Origin of the sequence: Amycolatopsis sp. cg13, assembly GCF_041346965.1 — a bacterium.
Classification (GTDB): domain Bacteria; phylum Actinomycetota; class Actinomycetes; order Mycobacteriales; family Pseudonocardiaceae; genus Amycolatopsis.
On sequence record NZ_CP166848.1, the window covers coordinates 930266 to 944754 of the forward strand.

At 70.6% G+C, this 14489-nt stretch carries 12 protein-coding genes and 1 pseudogene; 4 read left to right on the plus strand and 9 right to left on the minus strand.

Features of this window, described 5'->3' with window-relative positions; genetic code table 11:
* Positions 1-14: 14 nt before the first annotated feature.
* Positions 15-1634, minus strand: coding sequence for an apolipoprotein N-acyltransferase (lnt, locus tag AB5I40_RS04055; protein WP_370937059.1), 1620 nt, complete (start codon positions 1632-1634; stop codon positions 15-17).
* Between the two features lie 10 nt (positions 1635-1644).
* Entirely contained in the window at positions 1645-3246 is a 1602-nt protein-coding gene (locus tag AB5I40_RS04060; RefSeq protein ID WP_370937060.1) for an amidohydrolase, read from the minus strand.
* A gap of 121 nt (positions 3247-3367) precedes the next feature.
* Between AB5I40_RS04060 and AB5I40_RS04065 the strand changes: the two genes are divergently transcribed.
* Positions 3368-4759, plus strand: coding sequence for a KamA family radical SAM protein (locus AB5I40_RS04065; RefSeq protein ID WP_370937061.1), 1392 nt, complete (start codon positions 3368-3370; stop codon positions 4757-4759).
* A 147-nt stretch (positions 4760-4906) separates the two neighbouring features.
* Here the strand turns inward: AB5I40_RS04065 and AB5I40_RS04070 are convergent, their stop codons facing one another.
* From AB5I40_RS04070 to AB5I40_RS04090, 5 genes and pseudogenes are all read right to left on the minus strand, one after another.
* Entirely contained in the window at positions 4907-5038 is a 132-nt protein-coding gene (locus AB5I40_RS04070) for a hypothetical protein (protein ID WP_370937062.1), read from the minus strand.
* Positions 5039-5358: 320 nt separating this feature from the next.
* Entirely contained in the window at positions 5359-6054 is a 696-nt protein-coding gene (locus tag AB5I40_RS04075) for a type 1 glutamine amidotransferase domain-containing protein (RefSeq protein WP_370937063.1), read from the minus strand.
* 52 nt (positions 6055-6106) lie between these two features.
* Positions 6107-7667, minus strand: a pseudogene (locus AB5I40_RS04080) (succinic semialdehyde dehydrogenase).
* A 7-nt stretch (positions 7668-7674) separates the two neighbouring features.
* Positions 7675-8601: an acetoacetate decarboxylase family protein gene (locus AB5I40_RS04085; protein WP_370937064.1), complete on the minus strand. Its 927-nt coding sequence runs from the start codon at positions 8599-8601 to the stop codon at positions 7675-7677.
* Between the two features lie 88 nt (positions 8602-8689).
* Positions 8690-9265 carry a TetR/AcrR family transcriptional regulator gene (locus tag AB5I40_RS04090; protein ID WP_370937065.1) on the minus strand — a complete coding sequence of 192 codons (576 nt, stop codon included), beginning with the start codon at positions 9263-9265 and terminating at the stop codon, positions 8690-8692.
* A 70-nt stretch (positions 9266-9335) separates the two neighbouring features.
* Here AB5I40_RS04090 and AB5I40_RS04095 point away from each other — a divergent pair, with 70 nt between their 5' ends.
* The 3 genes from AB5I40_RS04095 to AB5I40_RS04105 are packed head-to-tail and all read left to right on the plus strand — an operon-like array spanning position 9336 to position 12270.
* Complete coding sequence (locus AB5I40_RS04095; RefSeq protein ID WP_370937066.1) at positions 9336-10544, plus strand: trans-acting enoyl reductase family protein; 1209 nt, start codon at positions 9336-9338, stop codon at positions 10542-10544.
* Positions 10531-11310, plus strand: coding sequence for a serine aminopeptidase domain-containing protein (locus tag AB5I40_RS04100; RefSeq protein ID WP_370937067.1), 780 nt, complete (start codon positions 10531-10533; stop codon positions 11308-11310). The genes AB5I40_RS04095 and AB5I40_RS04100 overlap by 14 nt, the downstream gene beginning before the upstream one ends.
* A gap of 39 nt (positions 11311-11349) precedes the next feature.
* On the plus strand, positions 11350-12270 hold the full coding sequence (locus AB5I40_RS04105) for an NAD-dependent epimerase/dehydratase family protein (RefSeq protein ID WP_370937068.1): 921 nt from the start codon (positions 11350-11352) through the stop codon (positions 12268-12270).
* A gap of 8 nt (positions 12271-12278) precedes the next feature.
* Here the strand turns inward: AB5I40_RS04105 and AB5I40_RS04110 are convergent, their stop codons facing one another.
* Together AB5I40_RS04110 and AB5I40_RS04115 are read right to left on the minus strand one after the other, a co-directional pair.
* Positions 12279-13319, minus strand: a complete 1041-nt coding sequence (locus AB5I40_RS04110) for a GlxA family transcriptional regulator (protein WP_370937069.1) — start codon at positions 13317-13319, stop codon at positions 12279-12281.
* An 81-nt stretch (positions 13320-13400) separates the two neighbouring features.
* Complete coding sequence (locus AB5I40_RS04115) at positions 13401-14375, minus strand: alpha/beta hydrolase (protein WP_370937070.1); 975 nt, start codon at positions 14373-14375, stop codon at positions 13401-13403.
* Between the last annotated feature and the right edge of the window lie 114 nt (positions 14376-14489).

Sequence of the window (14489 nt, forward strand, 5' to 3'; positions counted from 1 at the left end):
CCGCATCCGGCGGGTCAGCCCGCCGCTTCCCCTGCTGTGGTCCCCGTCGGCGCCGCCGTGCCGCGCCGGGTGCGAAAACGGAGCACGAACCCGCCGGCGACACCCGCGATCGCCAACGCCAGCAGTCCGTACTCCGTCCACGCACCGATTCGATCCGACAGCGTAGTCTGCGTGCGCAGCGGCACGCGCCCGACCAGGGCATCCGCCGTGAAAAGCCCGGTGGAGCTGGTGATCGTCCCGTCCGGGGCGACCAGGGCGCTCACCCCGGACACCGCCGACACCACCACCGCGCGCCCGTGTTCGACCGCGCGCAGCCGCGCCATCGCCAGCTGCTGGTAGCTCATCTCCCCCGGCCCGTACCACGCGTTGTTCGTCGGCACGACGAGCAGTTCGCCGCCCGACTTCGTCGCGTCGCGCGCGGGACCGTCGAACGCCGACTCGTAGCAGATGAACACGCCGATCTTGGCCCCCGCGACCGACAGCGCGGCGTTGGAGCCGTCGCCGGGACGCATGTCGCGGGTGTCGTCGATGAACGGCGTCACCAGCCGCGCGATCGCGCGGGCGGGCACGTATTCGCCGAAAGGAACCAGATCCTGTTTGACGTAACGCTGTCCCGGGCCGGTGTTCGGATCCCAAACGACAGCGGAGTTCTCCGCCGCGCCGTCCGGCGTGCGCACGAGCGCGCCGATGATCCCGGGCGCCCCGAAGGCGGACAGCATCTGGTCGACGCCCGGGTCGTCGCCGTCGAGCGGGGTCGAGGTTTCCGGCCACAGCACCAGATCCGGCTTCGGCGCCTGTCCTGATTGGACCTTCTGCAGCAGCCGGGAGCTTTCGGCGAGGGCGTTCGCGCGCAGCACCCCGCGCTGTCCTTGCAAGGCCAGGCCGATGTCCGGCGCGTTGCCCTGCACGGACGCGACGGTGAGCGAACCGTTCTGCGCCTCGGTGCCGATCGTCGGCCACACCGCGAGCCCGGCCGCGGCGGGAAGGACGGCGAACACGGCGGGCCAGACCAGCGCGCGGTCCCAGGCTTTGCGCGTGCGCCACAGCCGGGCGATGAGCGCCGCCAGGCCGAAACCGGTGAGCACGACGGCGAAACCGACCAGCGGCGCGCCGCCGACCGACGCCAGCGGCAGGAACGCGCCTTCGGGCTGGCTGAACGCGACGCGGCCCCACGGGAACCCGCCGAACGGGAACCACGTGCGCGGCGTTTCGAGCGCGACGAACACCAGAGCGCCCCAGAGCGGCGCCAGCGGCAGCCGCGCCACGACCCGGATCAGCCACCCGGCGAGTCCGAAGTAGAGCGACAGCGCGAACGACAGCGCCAGCCACGGCAGCGGCCCGAAGTCGCGGCCGAGGAAGTCCTGCAGCCAGGTCAGCAGCGGCACGAAGAACGCCATGCCGAACACGAAGCCGTACCCGAACGCGCCGCGGAACGACCGTCCACGAAGGACCAGCGCGAACGCGGCGAACGCGATCGGGGCCAGCCACCACAGCGGGCGCGGCGCGAAGCTGAGGTAGTAGCCGTAACCCGTCGCCGCCGTCGCCAGTACGCGCGCGAGCCAGGGCTTCCACGCCCGCTTTCGCTTGGTCTTGTGCGGAACGCCCGAATCGGCGTCCGCCACGCTCACTGCCACACCCGGAACTCTAAGCGGCCGGTGTGAACTCGTCGTAGATGACCGTCCCGCCGCGGACCGTGCGCAGGCAGCGCGGCAGCGGCGCGCCCGGCTCCAGCCTCGGCAGCGGCGGCACGCCCGAACGCGGGTCGGTGGACCAGCGCTGCACGCGGCTGTCGGCTGTGGCGACTACGAGATCGGCCGCGTCCCAGATCGCGTAGTGCGCGGGCGCGCCGGGGACGAGGCTGCCGGTGACGCCGTCGTTGACGCCCGCCGATCGGTGTCCGGCACGCGTGTGCGCGGTGAAGGCCGCGCGGGCGGAGAGGCGCGCTTCGGGAGTGTGGTGGTGCACGGCCGCGCGTACGGCGGCCCACGGGTCGACAGCGGTCACGGGCGCGTCGCTGCCGAAGGCGAGCACGACTCCTTCGGCAGCGAGCTGCGCGAACGGGTTCAGCGCTGTCGCACGGGCACCGAGACGTTCGGCGTACATGCCGGAGTCGCCGCCCCAGGCTTCGTCGAACAGCGGCTGCACGGACGCGACGACGCCCCATCCGGCGAGTGCGCGCGCCTGGTCCTGGGTGACCATTTCCAGGTGCTCCAGCCGGTGGTGGCGCGCGGCGAGGGGACGCTGGCCGACCTGCTTCTCGGCCAGCCGGAACCCCTCGATCACCTCGCCGACGGCGGCGTCGCCGATGACGTGGAAACCCGCCTGCAGCCCGGCCTCGGTGCAGGCGACGAGGTGATCGGCGATGACGGCGGCGTCGGCGTAGAGGGAGCCGGAGGTGCCGGGCTCGTCGGAGTACGGCGCGGTGAGGGCCGCGGTTCGCGAGCCGAGGGCTCCGTCCACGAACAGGTCTCCGGCGACGCCGTGCGCGCCGAGGCGGCGGGCGCTGTCGAGGGCGTTCAGCTGGCCCCAGTAGCCGACGACCTCGGGCAGTTCCGGGCTGGCCAGCGCCAGGAGGTCGGCGAAGTCTTCCTCGCCGGAGATGTCCGGGCCCGCGCATTCGTGCACCGACACGATCCCGCGCGCGGCGGCCGTCGCGAGGAACGCGCGCTGGGCCGCTTGGCGCTGCGGCCGGGTGACCGCGTCGCGGGCTGCTCCCCGGACGAGGTGGTGGGCGGCGCGGGTGAGCGGTCCGTCTGCGGACCATCCCGCCGCGGCCTCGACACCGGGCGCGAGTTTCGTGAGCGCGCTCGAGACCAGCGCGGAGTGGACGTCGACGCGGCTCAAGTAGACGGGCGTGTCCCCGGCCGCGGCGTCGAGTTCGGCGCGGCTCGGGAGCCGCTGGTCGGTCCAGGACGACTCGTCCCAGCCGTGCGCGAGCAGGACCTGCCCGGGAACGACGGCCCCGCGCACCGCGGCGAGCAGGTCGGCAGAGCTGCGGACGGCGGTCAGGTCGAGACCGGTCAGGTGCAGGCCGGTGGAGGTGGCGTGCACGTGCGCGTCCACGAACGCCGGCGCGACGAACGCCCCGTCCAGGTCGACCACCTCGGCGTCCGGGTGCAGCGCGCGGGCCGGAGCGTCCTGCCCGACCCACACCACGGTGCCGCCGGAGACCGCCATCGCGGTGGCGTCCGGGGAGGACGGGGTGTAGACGCGGCCGCCGAGCAGGAGCGTGGTGCTGTCGTTCACTCCCCGAGTCTCCCGCCTGGTCCCCCTAGCAGGGCAGACCGGGTCATCCTGCAGAAAGATTTACGGTCGACTAACGTTATGGCAGGATATTTTCACGCGTTCCCGACGACTAGGAGTACAGATGACTGCGATCCAGGAACCTGTGCCGACTGCCGCCGCCTTCGACCAGCCGTACGAGTACGTCCGCGCAGAGTTGGCAGAACCCGACTGGCGCCGCTTCCCCGGCTGGCACGACGTCACCGAAGCAGAGTGGCGGGACGCCCAGTGGCAGCGCGTGCACTGCGTGCGCAACGCCAAGCAGCTGCGGGCCCTGATGGGCGACCTGCTGGAGGAGCGGTTCTACGAGGACCTGCTCGCCGACCAGCGCGAGATGGCCACGATGTCGATGCTGCTGCCGCCGCAGATGATCAACACGATGGCCCCGCACGCGGGCACCGACCCGGCGAAGGTCACCGAGGCGTTCTACGCCGACCCGATCCGCCGCTACATGCTTCCCGTGCGCAGCGACCGGCACCCGGTGTGGCCCAGCCACCCGCACGCCGAACGCGACTCGCTGCACGAGGCCGAGATGTGGGTGGTCGAGGGGCTCACCCACCGCTATCCGACGAAGGTGCTGGCCGAGATGATCTCGACCTGCCCGCAGTACTGCGGGCACTGCACCCGGATGGACCTCGTCGGCAACTCGACCGAGCAGGTCGAGAAGCACAAGCTCGCGCTCAAGCCGGTCGACCGGCAGGACGCCATGATCGACTACCTGAAGCGCACCCCCGGCGTCCGCGACGTGGTCGTCTCCGGCGGCGACGTGGCCAACGTGCCGTGGCCGCAACTGGAGTCCTTCCTGATGCGGCTGATGGACATCGAGACCGTGCGCGACATCCGCCTGGCCACGAAGGCGCTCGCGGCGCTGCCCCAGCACTGGCTGCAGCCGAAGGTGACCGAGGGACTGCAGCGGGTCGCCCTTACGGCGCAGGCCCGTGGGGTGAACCTGGCTATTCACACGCACGTGAACCACGCACAGTCGGTGACGCCGTTGGTCGCGGAGGCGGCGCGGACGGCGTTGCAGGTGGGTGTGCGGGATGTGCGGAATCAGGGCGTGTTGATGCGCGGGGTGAATGCTACTCCAGCGGCGCTTTTGGATCTCTGTTTTGCCTTGCAGGGTGAGGCTAATATCTTGCCTTACTATTTTTACATGTGCGACATGATCCCGAATGCGGAGCACTGGCGGGTTTCCGTGCACGAGGCGCAGGAATTGCAGCATTCCATTATGGGATATCTGCCGGGGTATGCCACGCCGCGGATTGTGTGCGACGTTCCTTACGTCGGGAAGCGGTGGGTGCACCAGCTCGCCGAGTACGACCGCGATCTGGGGATTTCGTACTGGACCAAGAACTACCGGACCGGGATCGAGCACGAGGACCCGGAGGCGTTGCAGCGGAAGTACCCGTACTACGACCCGATCCAGACGCTGCCCGAGGCCGGGCAGAAGTGGTGGGCCGAGCAGAAGGACCGCTGACCCCGAGCGCTTGGCCGCGGCCGGGCGACAGAGCCGCAGGCCGCGGCTAAACCTCACTGGATCCGCGCCCCGCAATAGGCGAACCACGCACGGAAAAGGCCTCAAGGTGGTGCCTGGCCAGCGGATATACTGCTGGCCAGGCGCCTGTCAGACTGTCGCGATGTCGCCGTCGGCGCGGTGAAACGCCTGGCCGTGCGAGCCAAAGCTCGGCCGCGAGAACGCATCCGAGACGCCCGCGATTCTGAGCGGCGCATGGCCCAGGTGCTCCACAGTGGACACTCGCGCAATACTCCCGGCTGCCCGTTCGGATTTCCTGTGTTTTTCCGTCCAGGAATCAAGTCTCGACTCGCCTGGAATTCAGCGCCCGCGACCGTCCGTTGTTCCGGGCAATGAGGCGCTGGACCAGTCGAGCAGCGTTCCGCCGGAATGTCCGTGCCGGTCTTGTCGAACAGACGGGGCGGGGCGCGGGAAGGCCGCCCAGATCTTTCGGTTACGCGGTCGCGCGCTAAGGCCGAGTGTCAAGCGTCGAGGCGGCTGGCGACTTCGGCTTCCAGTCGAATGGAGACTCCGCCAGTGCAGAACTGATCAGGTCACGGCGCTCACGACCGGCCCTCGATGGCTTCGACGACCTTTCGCGCCGTGGCCTTGGCCGAGCCCGGGTTCTGGCCGGTCACGAGGTTGCCGTCGGTCACGGCGTAGGAGACGAACGGCAGCTTGGCCTTCTCGTAGAGCGCGCCGCGTTCCTTCGCGCGTTCCTCGGCGTTGTAGGGCACCAGTTTGTCGACGCGGGCGAGCACCTCCTCCTGCCAGGCGAAGCCGGTCATGTGCTTGCCGTTGATGAGGTACGAGCCGTCGGAGAGCCGGGTGTTGAGCAGGCCGCAGTAGCCGTGGCAGACCGAGGAGACGACGCCGCCTCGCTCGTAGACCTCGCGGGTGATGCGCTGCAGACCCGCGGAGTCGGGGAAGTCGTACATCACGGCGTGGCCGCCGGTGAAGTAGATGGCGTCGAAGTCGGCGGAGTCGATCTCCCCGGGGCTCTTCGTGGTCGCGAGCAGGTCCATCTTCGCGGGGTCGGCGCGCCAGGCCTTGGCGGTCTTGTCGTAGTTGGGGAACTTCAGCGACCGGGGCTCGAGCGGCGAGGGGCCGCCTGCCGGGCTGACCAGGGTCTGGTCGAAGCCCGCCTCGTCGAATACGTGCCAGGAGTGCGTGAGCTCGGAGAGCCACAGCCCAGTGGCGTGGGACGGGTCGTCGTAGTGGCCGACGTTGGTGACGACGTGGAGAACGCGTTTGGTCATGGCTGATCTTCCTTCAAGCGGGCACGAACGGCGAACCGTCGCGACTTCGTGGTCATCGGACGCCCAGTGCCCGTAGCATCTTGAATGCCCGGGTCAGGATCCGCGCCCACTGCTCGTGTTCGACTCCGCGGGGCGGAGTGAAGCCCTGGAGTCGCTGGTGGGCGACGGTTTGGGCTTCGGTGTACTTGAGCAGTCCGTCGGCGCCGTGCCGGCGGCCGAGGCCCGAGTCCCATGCCGCCCATGGGGGCGTCGATGCTGCCCCAGGCGGCGGCGAACGCCTCGTTGACGGTGCCGGCGTGCAGCCGTCGCGCCACATTGCGGGCAGCGGTGCCGTTGCGGCCCCAGACGCTCGCGTTGAGGCCGTACGGCGTGGCGTTGGCCATCGCCTCGTCGACCGACTGGTAGCGGTAGATCGAGACGACCGGCCCGAACGTTTCGTGGCCGTACAGCGTCATCTCCGGCGTCACGTCGGCCAGGATCGTCGGCTCGTAGAACAGCGGTCCGAGGTCGGGACGGGAGCGGCCGCCGGCCAGCACCGTCGCGCCTTTCGACACCGCGTCGTCGACGTGTGCGCTGACCGTCTCGAGCTGCGATGGGGTGGTCAGCGAGCCCATGTCCATCGAGTAGTCGTAGGCAGCGCCCAGGCGCATGGCCCGGGTGCGCTCGACGAACGCGGCCACGAACGCGTCGTGGATCTCATCGGCGACGTAGAGCCGCTCGACGGACACGCACAGCTGCCCGGCCGAGGGGAAGCAGGCGGCGACCGCCCCGGCGGCGGCCTTCTCGATGTCGGCGTCGGCGAGCACCACCATGGCGTTCTTGCCGCCGAGTTCCAGCGACGCGCCGATGAGCCGCTCCCCCGCGTCGCGCGCGATCTGGCGTCCGCTTGCGGTGGAGCCGGTGAACATCAGGTAGTCCGCGCCGGCCATGAGCGCGTTTCCGATGGAGCTGCCGCGGCCGACCACCATCTGCCACACGTCGGCCGGCAGTCCGGCCTCGCGCATCAGCTCCATGGCCCACAGCGCGGTCTGGGTGTCGGGCTTCTGCACGACGGCGTTGCCGGCCATCAGTGCCGGGATGGCGTCGCCGGCGGCCATGCTGAGCGGGTAGTTCCACGGCGAGATGACGGTGACGACGCCCTTGGGATGGTGCAGCTCGGTGGTGTGGGTCAGCACCGGGATCGCGCCCTTGCGGCGCTTGGGCGAGAGCAACCGCCGTGCGCTGCGCGCGTAGTAGCGGGCGGTGATCGCGATGTCGCTGACCTCGAGGAAGGCGTCGCGGCGGGTTTTGCCGCTCTCGGCCTGCATCAGGTCGAGAGCCTCCTCTTGCCGCTGAAGGACAAGGTCGTGGAAGCGCAGCAGGACGCGTGCGCGGTCGGCCACCGGGGTGGCCGCCCAGCGGGCCTGGGCGGCGCGTGCCCGGGCGAAGGCCTCGTCGACGTCGTCGGGGGCGGACACGGGCAGGTCCGCGAGCGGTGCGCCGGTGTACGGCGAGGTCGTGGCTGCCCGCTGGGTGCCGACAGCGGCGACCAGGGCGGCCAGGCGCTCGACCCGGGCCGGCGTCAGCGAAGCCGGAAGAGCGGTGTCGACGCGGCGCGTGTTCGTGGCGGTCATCTCGTCCTCAGCTCCGGTCCTGGACGGAGGTGGGCACCGGCATGTGCAGGGCCAGCTGGCCTTCGGTGGCGACGTCGAGCTGGATCGTCCGGACCGGCTTCAGCGAGCGCAGGTCCTCGCTCATCTTGCCCTCGCCGAGCTGCAGGTCCAGGCCGCGGGGGAACCGTGCGGCGCCAGCGGAGAGCAGGTTGATCTGGCTGGTCGTGGAGTGCCAGGCGTCGTCGATCGTGGTGTAGGAGGTCAGGGTCGAGACGTGCTCGCCGGTGCGCCGGGCGGTCTGCTTCGGGGTGGGCGCCGAGAAGGCGAGGTCAAGGCCGCCCTGGTCGTTGGCGACCCGGAAGGAGGTGCGCCGCGCGTCGATGTCGACGTCGAGCCGGGTGACCCATTTGGGGAAACCGTAGCCGTCGTGCCCGCGCACCTGCGCGATCTCGGTGTTGACCGGAAGCGAGAGCACGTAGGAATGCAGGGAGTCGTTCTTGAGCCCGGCGACCAGGTCGAGGAAGCCCAGCCCGCCGTGCCGAGCCGGCTTGACGGCGATGCCGACGGCGGCCTCGGTGTAGAAGTCGATGTCGCACACGTCGTACCGGAAGGCCATCACCGAGACGATCCCGAGCCCCGGGGCGATCTCGAGCGGATCCAGCTCCTCGGGCAGGCGGGCCCGGACGGCTTTCGTCGGAGCGAGCATCGTGAGCCGAGCCGTGGAAACGCGGTAGTAGAAGTTCGGCGTCAGCGTCGGTCCGATGCGGGACTCCACGCGGGTCTTCGGCATCCGGCGGAAGAAGTCGACGCTGCTGACCCGGGGGTCCCGCGCGACCTCGTCGAGGTCGGTGTTCATCCGGAACCGGTCGTAGAGGCCGCCTTCGGGGACGGTGACGAGACGGCCTCCGAGGTCGACCTCCACCGTCCGGTCGGTCAGCTTGCCGGTCGATGCCATGAGCCCTCTCCTCTGATGTAAGCAGCGTTAACACCGAGGATTGCACGGCATGTGAGCACTGTCAACAACGGGTGCCGCGGCCCACGCGTCAGGGGCCGACCGACGCGATCGCGAGGAAAGCGCCGCGCACCCGCTCGGCGACCTCCTCGTCCGACGCGGCCTGCAGCTTGCCGTCGAGGTACAGGCAGGCCAGCCCGTGCGCGAGCCCCCAGCCGGCCGACGCCAGGGCCGAGGCGTCCGCCTTGGGAAAGACCCGGTCGAGCGCGGCGGCCAGCAGCTCGTGCAGGGCGTCGGCGGCTTTGACCCGCTCGTCGTCCGCGTCGTCGCACGGCTTGCCGAACATCACGCGGAAGAGGGCCGGGCGCCGCAGCGCGAAGGCGACATAGGCGACCGCGAATTCGGCCAGATCCGGGAGCGAGGCCGGCGGGTTGCGCCCGTCGCCGAGGTCCGTCAGCAGATCCCGGAACCCCTCGGCGGCCAATGCGGACTCCAGCGCGTCGCGGTCCTTGAAATGGCGGTACGGCGCCGTCGGCGACACTCCGGCCCGGCGCGCGACGGCCCGGAGCGAGAAGGGCTCGCCGGCCTCGAGCATCTCCATCGCGGCCGACAGCAGCGCCGCCCGCAGGTCGCCGTGATGGTAGCCACCCTTCTCCGAAGTTGACATCGCTTACTTCACCCTTCTACGCTCGGTTAGCACTGTAAACATAGCGCACTTCCGGAGGAGCCGAGATCCGATGGACCCACGCACGAACCCGCGCCCCTTCGACGTCGTGCTCTTCGGAGCCACCGGCTTCACCGGCGGCCTGACCGCCGAGTACCTCGCTGCCCATCTCCCTTCCGGAGCGAGGCTCGCCCTCGCCGGACGCAACCAGGGCAAGCTGGAGGCCGTCCGCGGCCGTCTCCTCGGGAGCAACCAGCGACTGGAGGACATCGCACTGCTCCGCGCCGACTCCTCGGATCCGCAGTCCCTGACACGCGTCGCCGAGTCCGCGCGAGTCGTGATCACCACAGTCGGCCCCTACCTGGAGCACGGCGAACCGCTCGTGGCCGCCTGTGCCGCGGCCGGCACCGACTACGTCGATCTCACCGGCGAGCCCGAGTTCGTCGACCGGATGTACGTCGAGCACCACGCGACGGCCGAGCGGACCGGTGCTCGCATCGTCCATGCCTGCGGCTTCGACTCGATCCCGCACGATCTCGGCGCTCTCTTCACCGTCCAGCAGCTGCCGTCCGGGGCGCCGGTGGCCCTCCGAGGAGTGGTCCGCACGAACGCCACCATCTCCGGAGGCACGCTGCACTCCGGTCTCGGCCAGCTGTCGCGACCGCGCGCCATGCTGCAGGCCGCGTCCGGACGCCGCCGGCTCGAACCGCGACCGCGAGGACGACGGGTTCGCGCCCGCATCGGCCGCCCCCGTCGCGACGGCGTGCTCGGGACCTGGCTGATCCCGCTGCCCACGATCGACCCCGACGTCGTCCGGCGGTCCGCGCTCGCCCGCCCGGATTACGGACCCGACTTCGCCTACTCCCACTACGCCGGGGCCCGGCACGTCACGACCGTCGCCGGCGCGGTGGTCGGCTTCGCCGCCGCGCTGGCCGCAATTCAGGTACCGCCCTTGCGCCGCGCGATCGGCCAGCGCATCCCGCAAGGCGAGGGCCCGTCGGCGGAGCGACGCGAGCGGGCCTGGTTCACCGTCGACTTCGTCGGCGAGGGCGGCGGCGAGACCGTGCACACCCAGGTCAGCGGCGGAGACCCCGGCTACACCGAGACGGCCAAGATGCTGGCCGAGTCGGCGCTGTGTCTGGCTTTCGACGACAACCCGCCCACCGCCGGCCAGGTCACCACCGCTGCCGCGATGGGCGAGAACCTGCTGCGCCGGCTCCAGGACGCCGGCATCGGCTTCACCGTGCTCACCTCGACGACGGCGACCCATGGCGGACGCTGAGAGGAGCAGCACCGGCACGCCGCTCGTCCTCATCTCGCCGGCGATGGCCGTCGGCTCCGGCTACTACCGGCCGCTGGTCGCCGAGTTCGAGCGACGCGGGTGGCAGGCCCGAGCACTGCGCCGGCGAGGGTTCGAGCGCGGGCAGCCGCGGGCGAGCCGACGCGAGGACTGGGCCTACCGCGACGAGATCGACGACATCGCACAGGCAGTCGCCGCCGCGCGGGCGGAGTCGCCCGCACGGACAGTGCTCCTCCTCGGGCACAGCCTCGGCGGACAGCTCGTAGCCGGGCACGAACTCACTCGGCCGCCGGCCGACGGGGTGATCACGGTCGCCGGCGCGATCCCGCTCTATCGCCACTTCGCCTACGGGGGTCTCCACCTCGCAGCTATGGCGGCACTCGTGGTCCCGGCCGCGACCGCGGTGTTCGGCTACCTCCCGAAGCCCGCGTTCGGCGGCCCCGGGGCCCGCACGTTGATGCGCGAATGGGCGCGCATGGTCCTCACCGGCCGGCCGCCCTACGAGATCAAGCAGCCGATCACCACGCCTGCCCTTGTCATCAGTCTGGGTGGCGACAAGCTGTCGCCGGTCAGCGCCGTCGACGACCTCGCCAAGCGGCTCTTCGCCCCGGCCTCGGTGACCCGCTGGCACCACACCGGCGACCAGGCGCCCCCGGGTTCGACCAACGACCACATCGGCTGGGTCCGCACCCCGGCCTCGGTGGTCGACCGCATCGTCCTCTGGTGGCACGACGCTGCTCGCGACTGAGCCGCCGTCGACACCCCCCATCACCTCAAGGAGACCCGAATGCAGACCGTCCTCGGCGCCGGCGGACCGATCGCCGACGAGCTCGTGCACGAGCTCTACCGCAACCACACCAAGGACATCCGTCTCGTCAGCCGCAAGCCGTCGAAGGTCAACGACACCGATGAGCTGGTAGCCGCGGACCTCACCGACGCCGAGGCCACCAGCCGTGCGGTCGCGGGCAGCGAGATCGCCTACCTCACCGTCGGCCTGCCCCTGGACTCGGAGCTGTGGGAGCGTCAGTTCCCCGTCATCATGCGCAACGTCATCGACGCCTGCGCCGGACACGGGACGAAGCTCGTCTTCTTCGACAACACCTACATGTATCCGGGAACGTCGGCGCCGCAGACCGAGTCGACAGCATTCGCGCCGGGCGGTCGCAAGGGGCGGGTCCGCGGCGAGCTCGCCGCCATGCTGCTCGAGGCCATGCGCGCGGGCCGGGTCGAGGGTCTCATCGGCCGCGCTCCCGAGTTCTACGGGCCAGGCCGGACCAAGAGCTACACGAATACGCTGGTGTTCGACCGGATCAGGGCGGGCAAGCGGCCGTTCGTCCCGGTCAACGCCCGCGCCAAGCGCTCCCTGATCTGGACCCCCGACGCGAGCCGGGCGCTGGCCCTGCTCGGCAACACCCCGGACGCCTACGGCCAGACGTGGCATCTGCCGGTCGACCCGGACCGGCAGTCCTACGCCCAGCTCGTCGAGATCGCCGCCGCGGCGACCGGCCGCAAGATCGGCTACACGGTGCTGCCGATGCTCGCCTTCCGCCTCGGGCGCCGCTTCGTCAAGCCCCTCGACGAGATGTACGAACTGCTCGTCCGCTACCGCGACGACAACATCTTCGACAGCTCGAAATTCGCGGCCCGCTTCCCCGACTTCCGGATCACCACCTATCGCGAGGGCGTGGAGCGGATCCTCGCCGGCTGACCGAGCGGCTAGTTGTCCTGCCGGCTGCCGACGCGTGCCGCGATGCCGAACCGGTTCCGGTACTCCGACGGTGTGACGCCCGTGGCGCGCTGAAAAAGCCGCCGGAAGTTCGACACGTCGAGGTAGCCGACGCTGCGCGAGATCCGAGCGACCGGCTCGTTGGTCAGCTCCAGGGACTCGCGGGCCTTCGCGATGCGCGCCGCCTGGATGTACTCCGTCGGCGTCAGGCCGGTGGCCTCCTTGAACCGTCGCTGGAAGGTGCGCGTGTGCATGGCCGCGGTCTGCGCGAGCTGCTCCACGGAATGGGGCTTGTCGAGGTTGGCGTGCAGCCGGGCCTGCACCTCGCGAATGTCGGCGTCGCCGTGCTGGAGCCGAGGCGTGAACTCCTGGTAGAGGGACTGGCGCCGGCGGGGCGGGTCGGCGAGGACGAAGCGCGCCGTGTGCAGCATGACGCTGGGACCGAGCATCCGGTCGACCAGCGTGAGGCCAAGGTCCACCCACGCCAGGATCCCCGCGGCCGTCACGATGTCGAGGTCGTCGACCACCATGCGGGAGGCGTCCACCCGGACGTCCGGATAGCGCCGCGCCAGCTCCTCGGCGAACGCCCAGTGGGTCGTGGCGTCCCGGCCGTCGAGCAGATGGGTCTCGGCGAGGACGAAGACGCCTGCGCACACGGCACAGAGAGTGGTGCCCTCGGCCCGGAGGCCGACAAGCCAGTCGGCGAGCTCGCCGACCGACGCCATCAGCTCGGGCACGACGAGGCTGGGCGGGATGATGACGTGGCTGAGGCGGTGTTCGAGCTCGGGATGGGTGTCCGAGGAGCAGGCCATGACCGGCCCCTCGTCGGTGGCGGACACGGCCCAGGTGCTGACCCGGATCACGCTCGGAGGATCGGCCGACTCGACGGCGTACTCGCTGGCGACGCGGAAGATGTCGCGGAGGCCGTGGATCGCCGAGACCTGGCAGTCGGCGTACTCCAGCAGGCCGACCTCGCCGACCACCCGCGCACCGGTCTCGTCGACGTGCGGTCCTGTGGCCGTCGGGCTCATCGTGTCTCCTCGGATGCCGCGGTCGGCACGGCGGTGGGCGGGCAGACTCTGCCTAGTCTGCCGCCCACGCGGCTCCTGGTGTCACTCCTGGTGCAGCGCCTCGCGCAATGCCTGGACGGACAGCTTCCGCGCGACGTTGGTGGCCGGAGTGTCCCGCAGGCCGTCCAGCAGCATGAAGTCGTGCACGGTCCCGCTGATGCGGACGCCCGTCACCTCGACCCCGGCCTCGCGGAGCTTGTTCGCGTAGAGCTCGCCGCCGTCCCGAAGGACGTCCGCCTCCGCGGTGATGACGAGTGCGGGCGGCAGTCCCGCGAGGTCTTCGAGCGTGGCCCGCAGCGGCGAGGCGTACTTCTCCTCGCGCTTGCTCTCGTCGGTCGTGTACGCGTCCCAGAACCACTTCATCCCGTCGCGGGTGAGGTAGTAGTGCTCCGCGAACTGGTGGTACGACTGGGTGTCGAAGTCCGGCCCGGTCACGGGATAGAGCAGGATCTGCGCCTTGAGCGCCAGCCCGCCGCGGTCCTTGTTCATCTGCGCGAAGACCGCGGACATGCATCCGCCGACGGATTCGCCGGCGACGGCGACCCGGGAGGTGTCGAGCCCGTGCTCGGCGCCGTTCGCCTGCAGCCACTGGCCGACGGCGTAGTTCTGCTCGACCTGCGTGGGGTACCCCTTCTCCGGAGCCCAGTCGTAGACCGGGAAAACGCCGGCCGCGCCGGCCCCGACGGCGAGTTCGCGAAAGAGGCGGTCGTGGGTCTTGTCGTCGCCGAAGACCCAGCCGGCGCCGTGGATGTAGAACACGACCGGCAGCGGGCCGGTGGCGTTCTTGGGTTTGATGATGCGGGTGCGGACGGTGCCCCACTCGCCGGCGTCGACGTCGACCCACTCCTCGTCGACGTCCGGGCGCTCGACACCCTCGCCGCTCTGCAGGTCGCTCAGGATCCTGCGCCCCTCCTCGGGCGGCAGCTCGTAGATGCGCGGGTGCGGGTCGGTGTCCTCGGCGAGCTTCTTGGCCTCGGGCTCCAGGAACGGCGTGGTCGGGGCTGGAAGATCGGTCATCGGAAGTCCTTCCTCGGAGACGGATCGCCTTGCGTCACTCGACGCTACGGACCCCTCGAGCCCCGGCCGAGTGCCGCGAACGACACCCTTGGAGGCGATCGCGACACATCTGCG

What these genes read in the sequence shown, in the direction of transcription:
- AB5I40_RS04065 (WP_370937061.1), top strand. Translation starts at nt 3,368, where the DNA reads ATGACTGCGATCCAGGAACCTGTGCCGACTGCCGCCGCCTTCGACCAG.
- AB5I40_RS04075 (WP_370937063.1), bottom strand. Translation starts at nt 6,054, where the DNA reads ATGACCAAACGCGTTCTCCACGTCGTCACCAACGTCGGCCACTACGAC.
- AB5I40_RS04085 (WP_370937064.1), bottom strand. Translation starts at nt 8,601, where the DNA reads ATGGCATCGACCGGCAAGCTGACCGACCGGACGGTGGAGGTCGACCTC.
- AB5I40_RS04090 (WP_370937065.1), bottom strand. Translation starts at nt 9,265, where the DNA reads ATGTCAACTTCGGAGAAGGGTGGCTACCATCACGGCGACCTGCGGGCG.
- AB5I40_RS04095 (WP_370937066.1), top strand. Translation starts at nt 9,336, where the DNA reads ATGGACCCACGCACGAACCCGCGCCCCTTCGACGTCGTGCTCTTCGGA.
- AB5I40_RS04100 (WP_370937067.1), top strand. Translation starts at nt 10,531, where the DNA reads ATGGCGGACGCTGAGAGGAGCAGCACCGGCACGCCGCTCGTCCTCATC.
- AB5I40_RS04105 (WP_370937068.1), top strand. Translation starts at nt 11,350, where the DNA reads ATGCAGACCGTCCTCGGCGCCGGCGGACCGATCGCCGACGAGCTCGTG.
- AB5I40_RS04110 (WP_370937069.1), bottom strand. Translation starts at nt 13,319, where the DNA reads ATGAGCCCGACGGCCACAGGACCGCACGTCGACGAGACCGGTGCGCGG.
- AB5I40_RS04115 (WP_370937070.1), bottom strand. Translation starts at nt 14,375, where the DNA reads ATGACCGATCTTCCAGCCCCGACCACGCCGTTCCTGGAGCCCGAGGCC.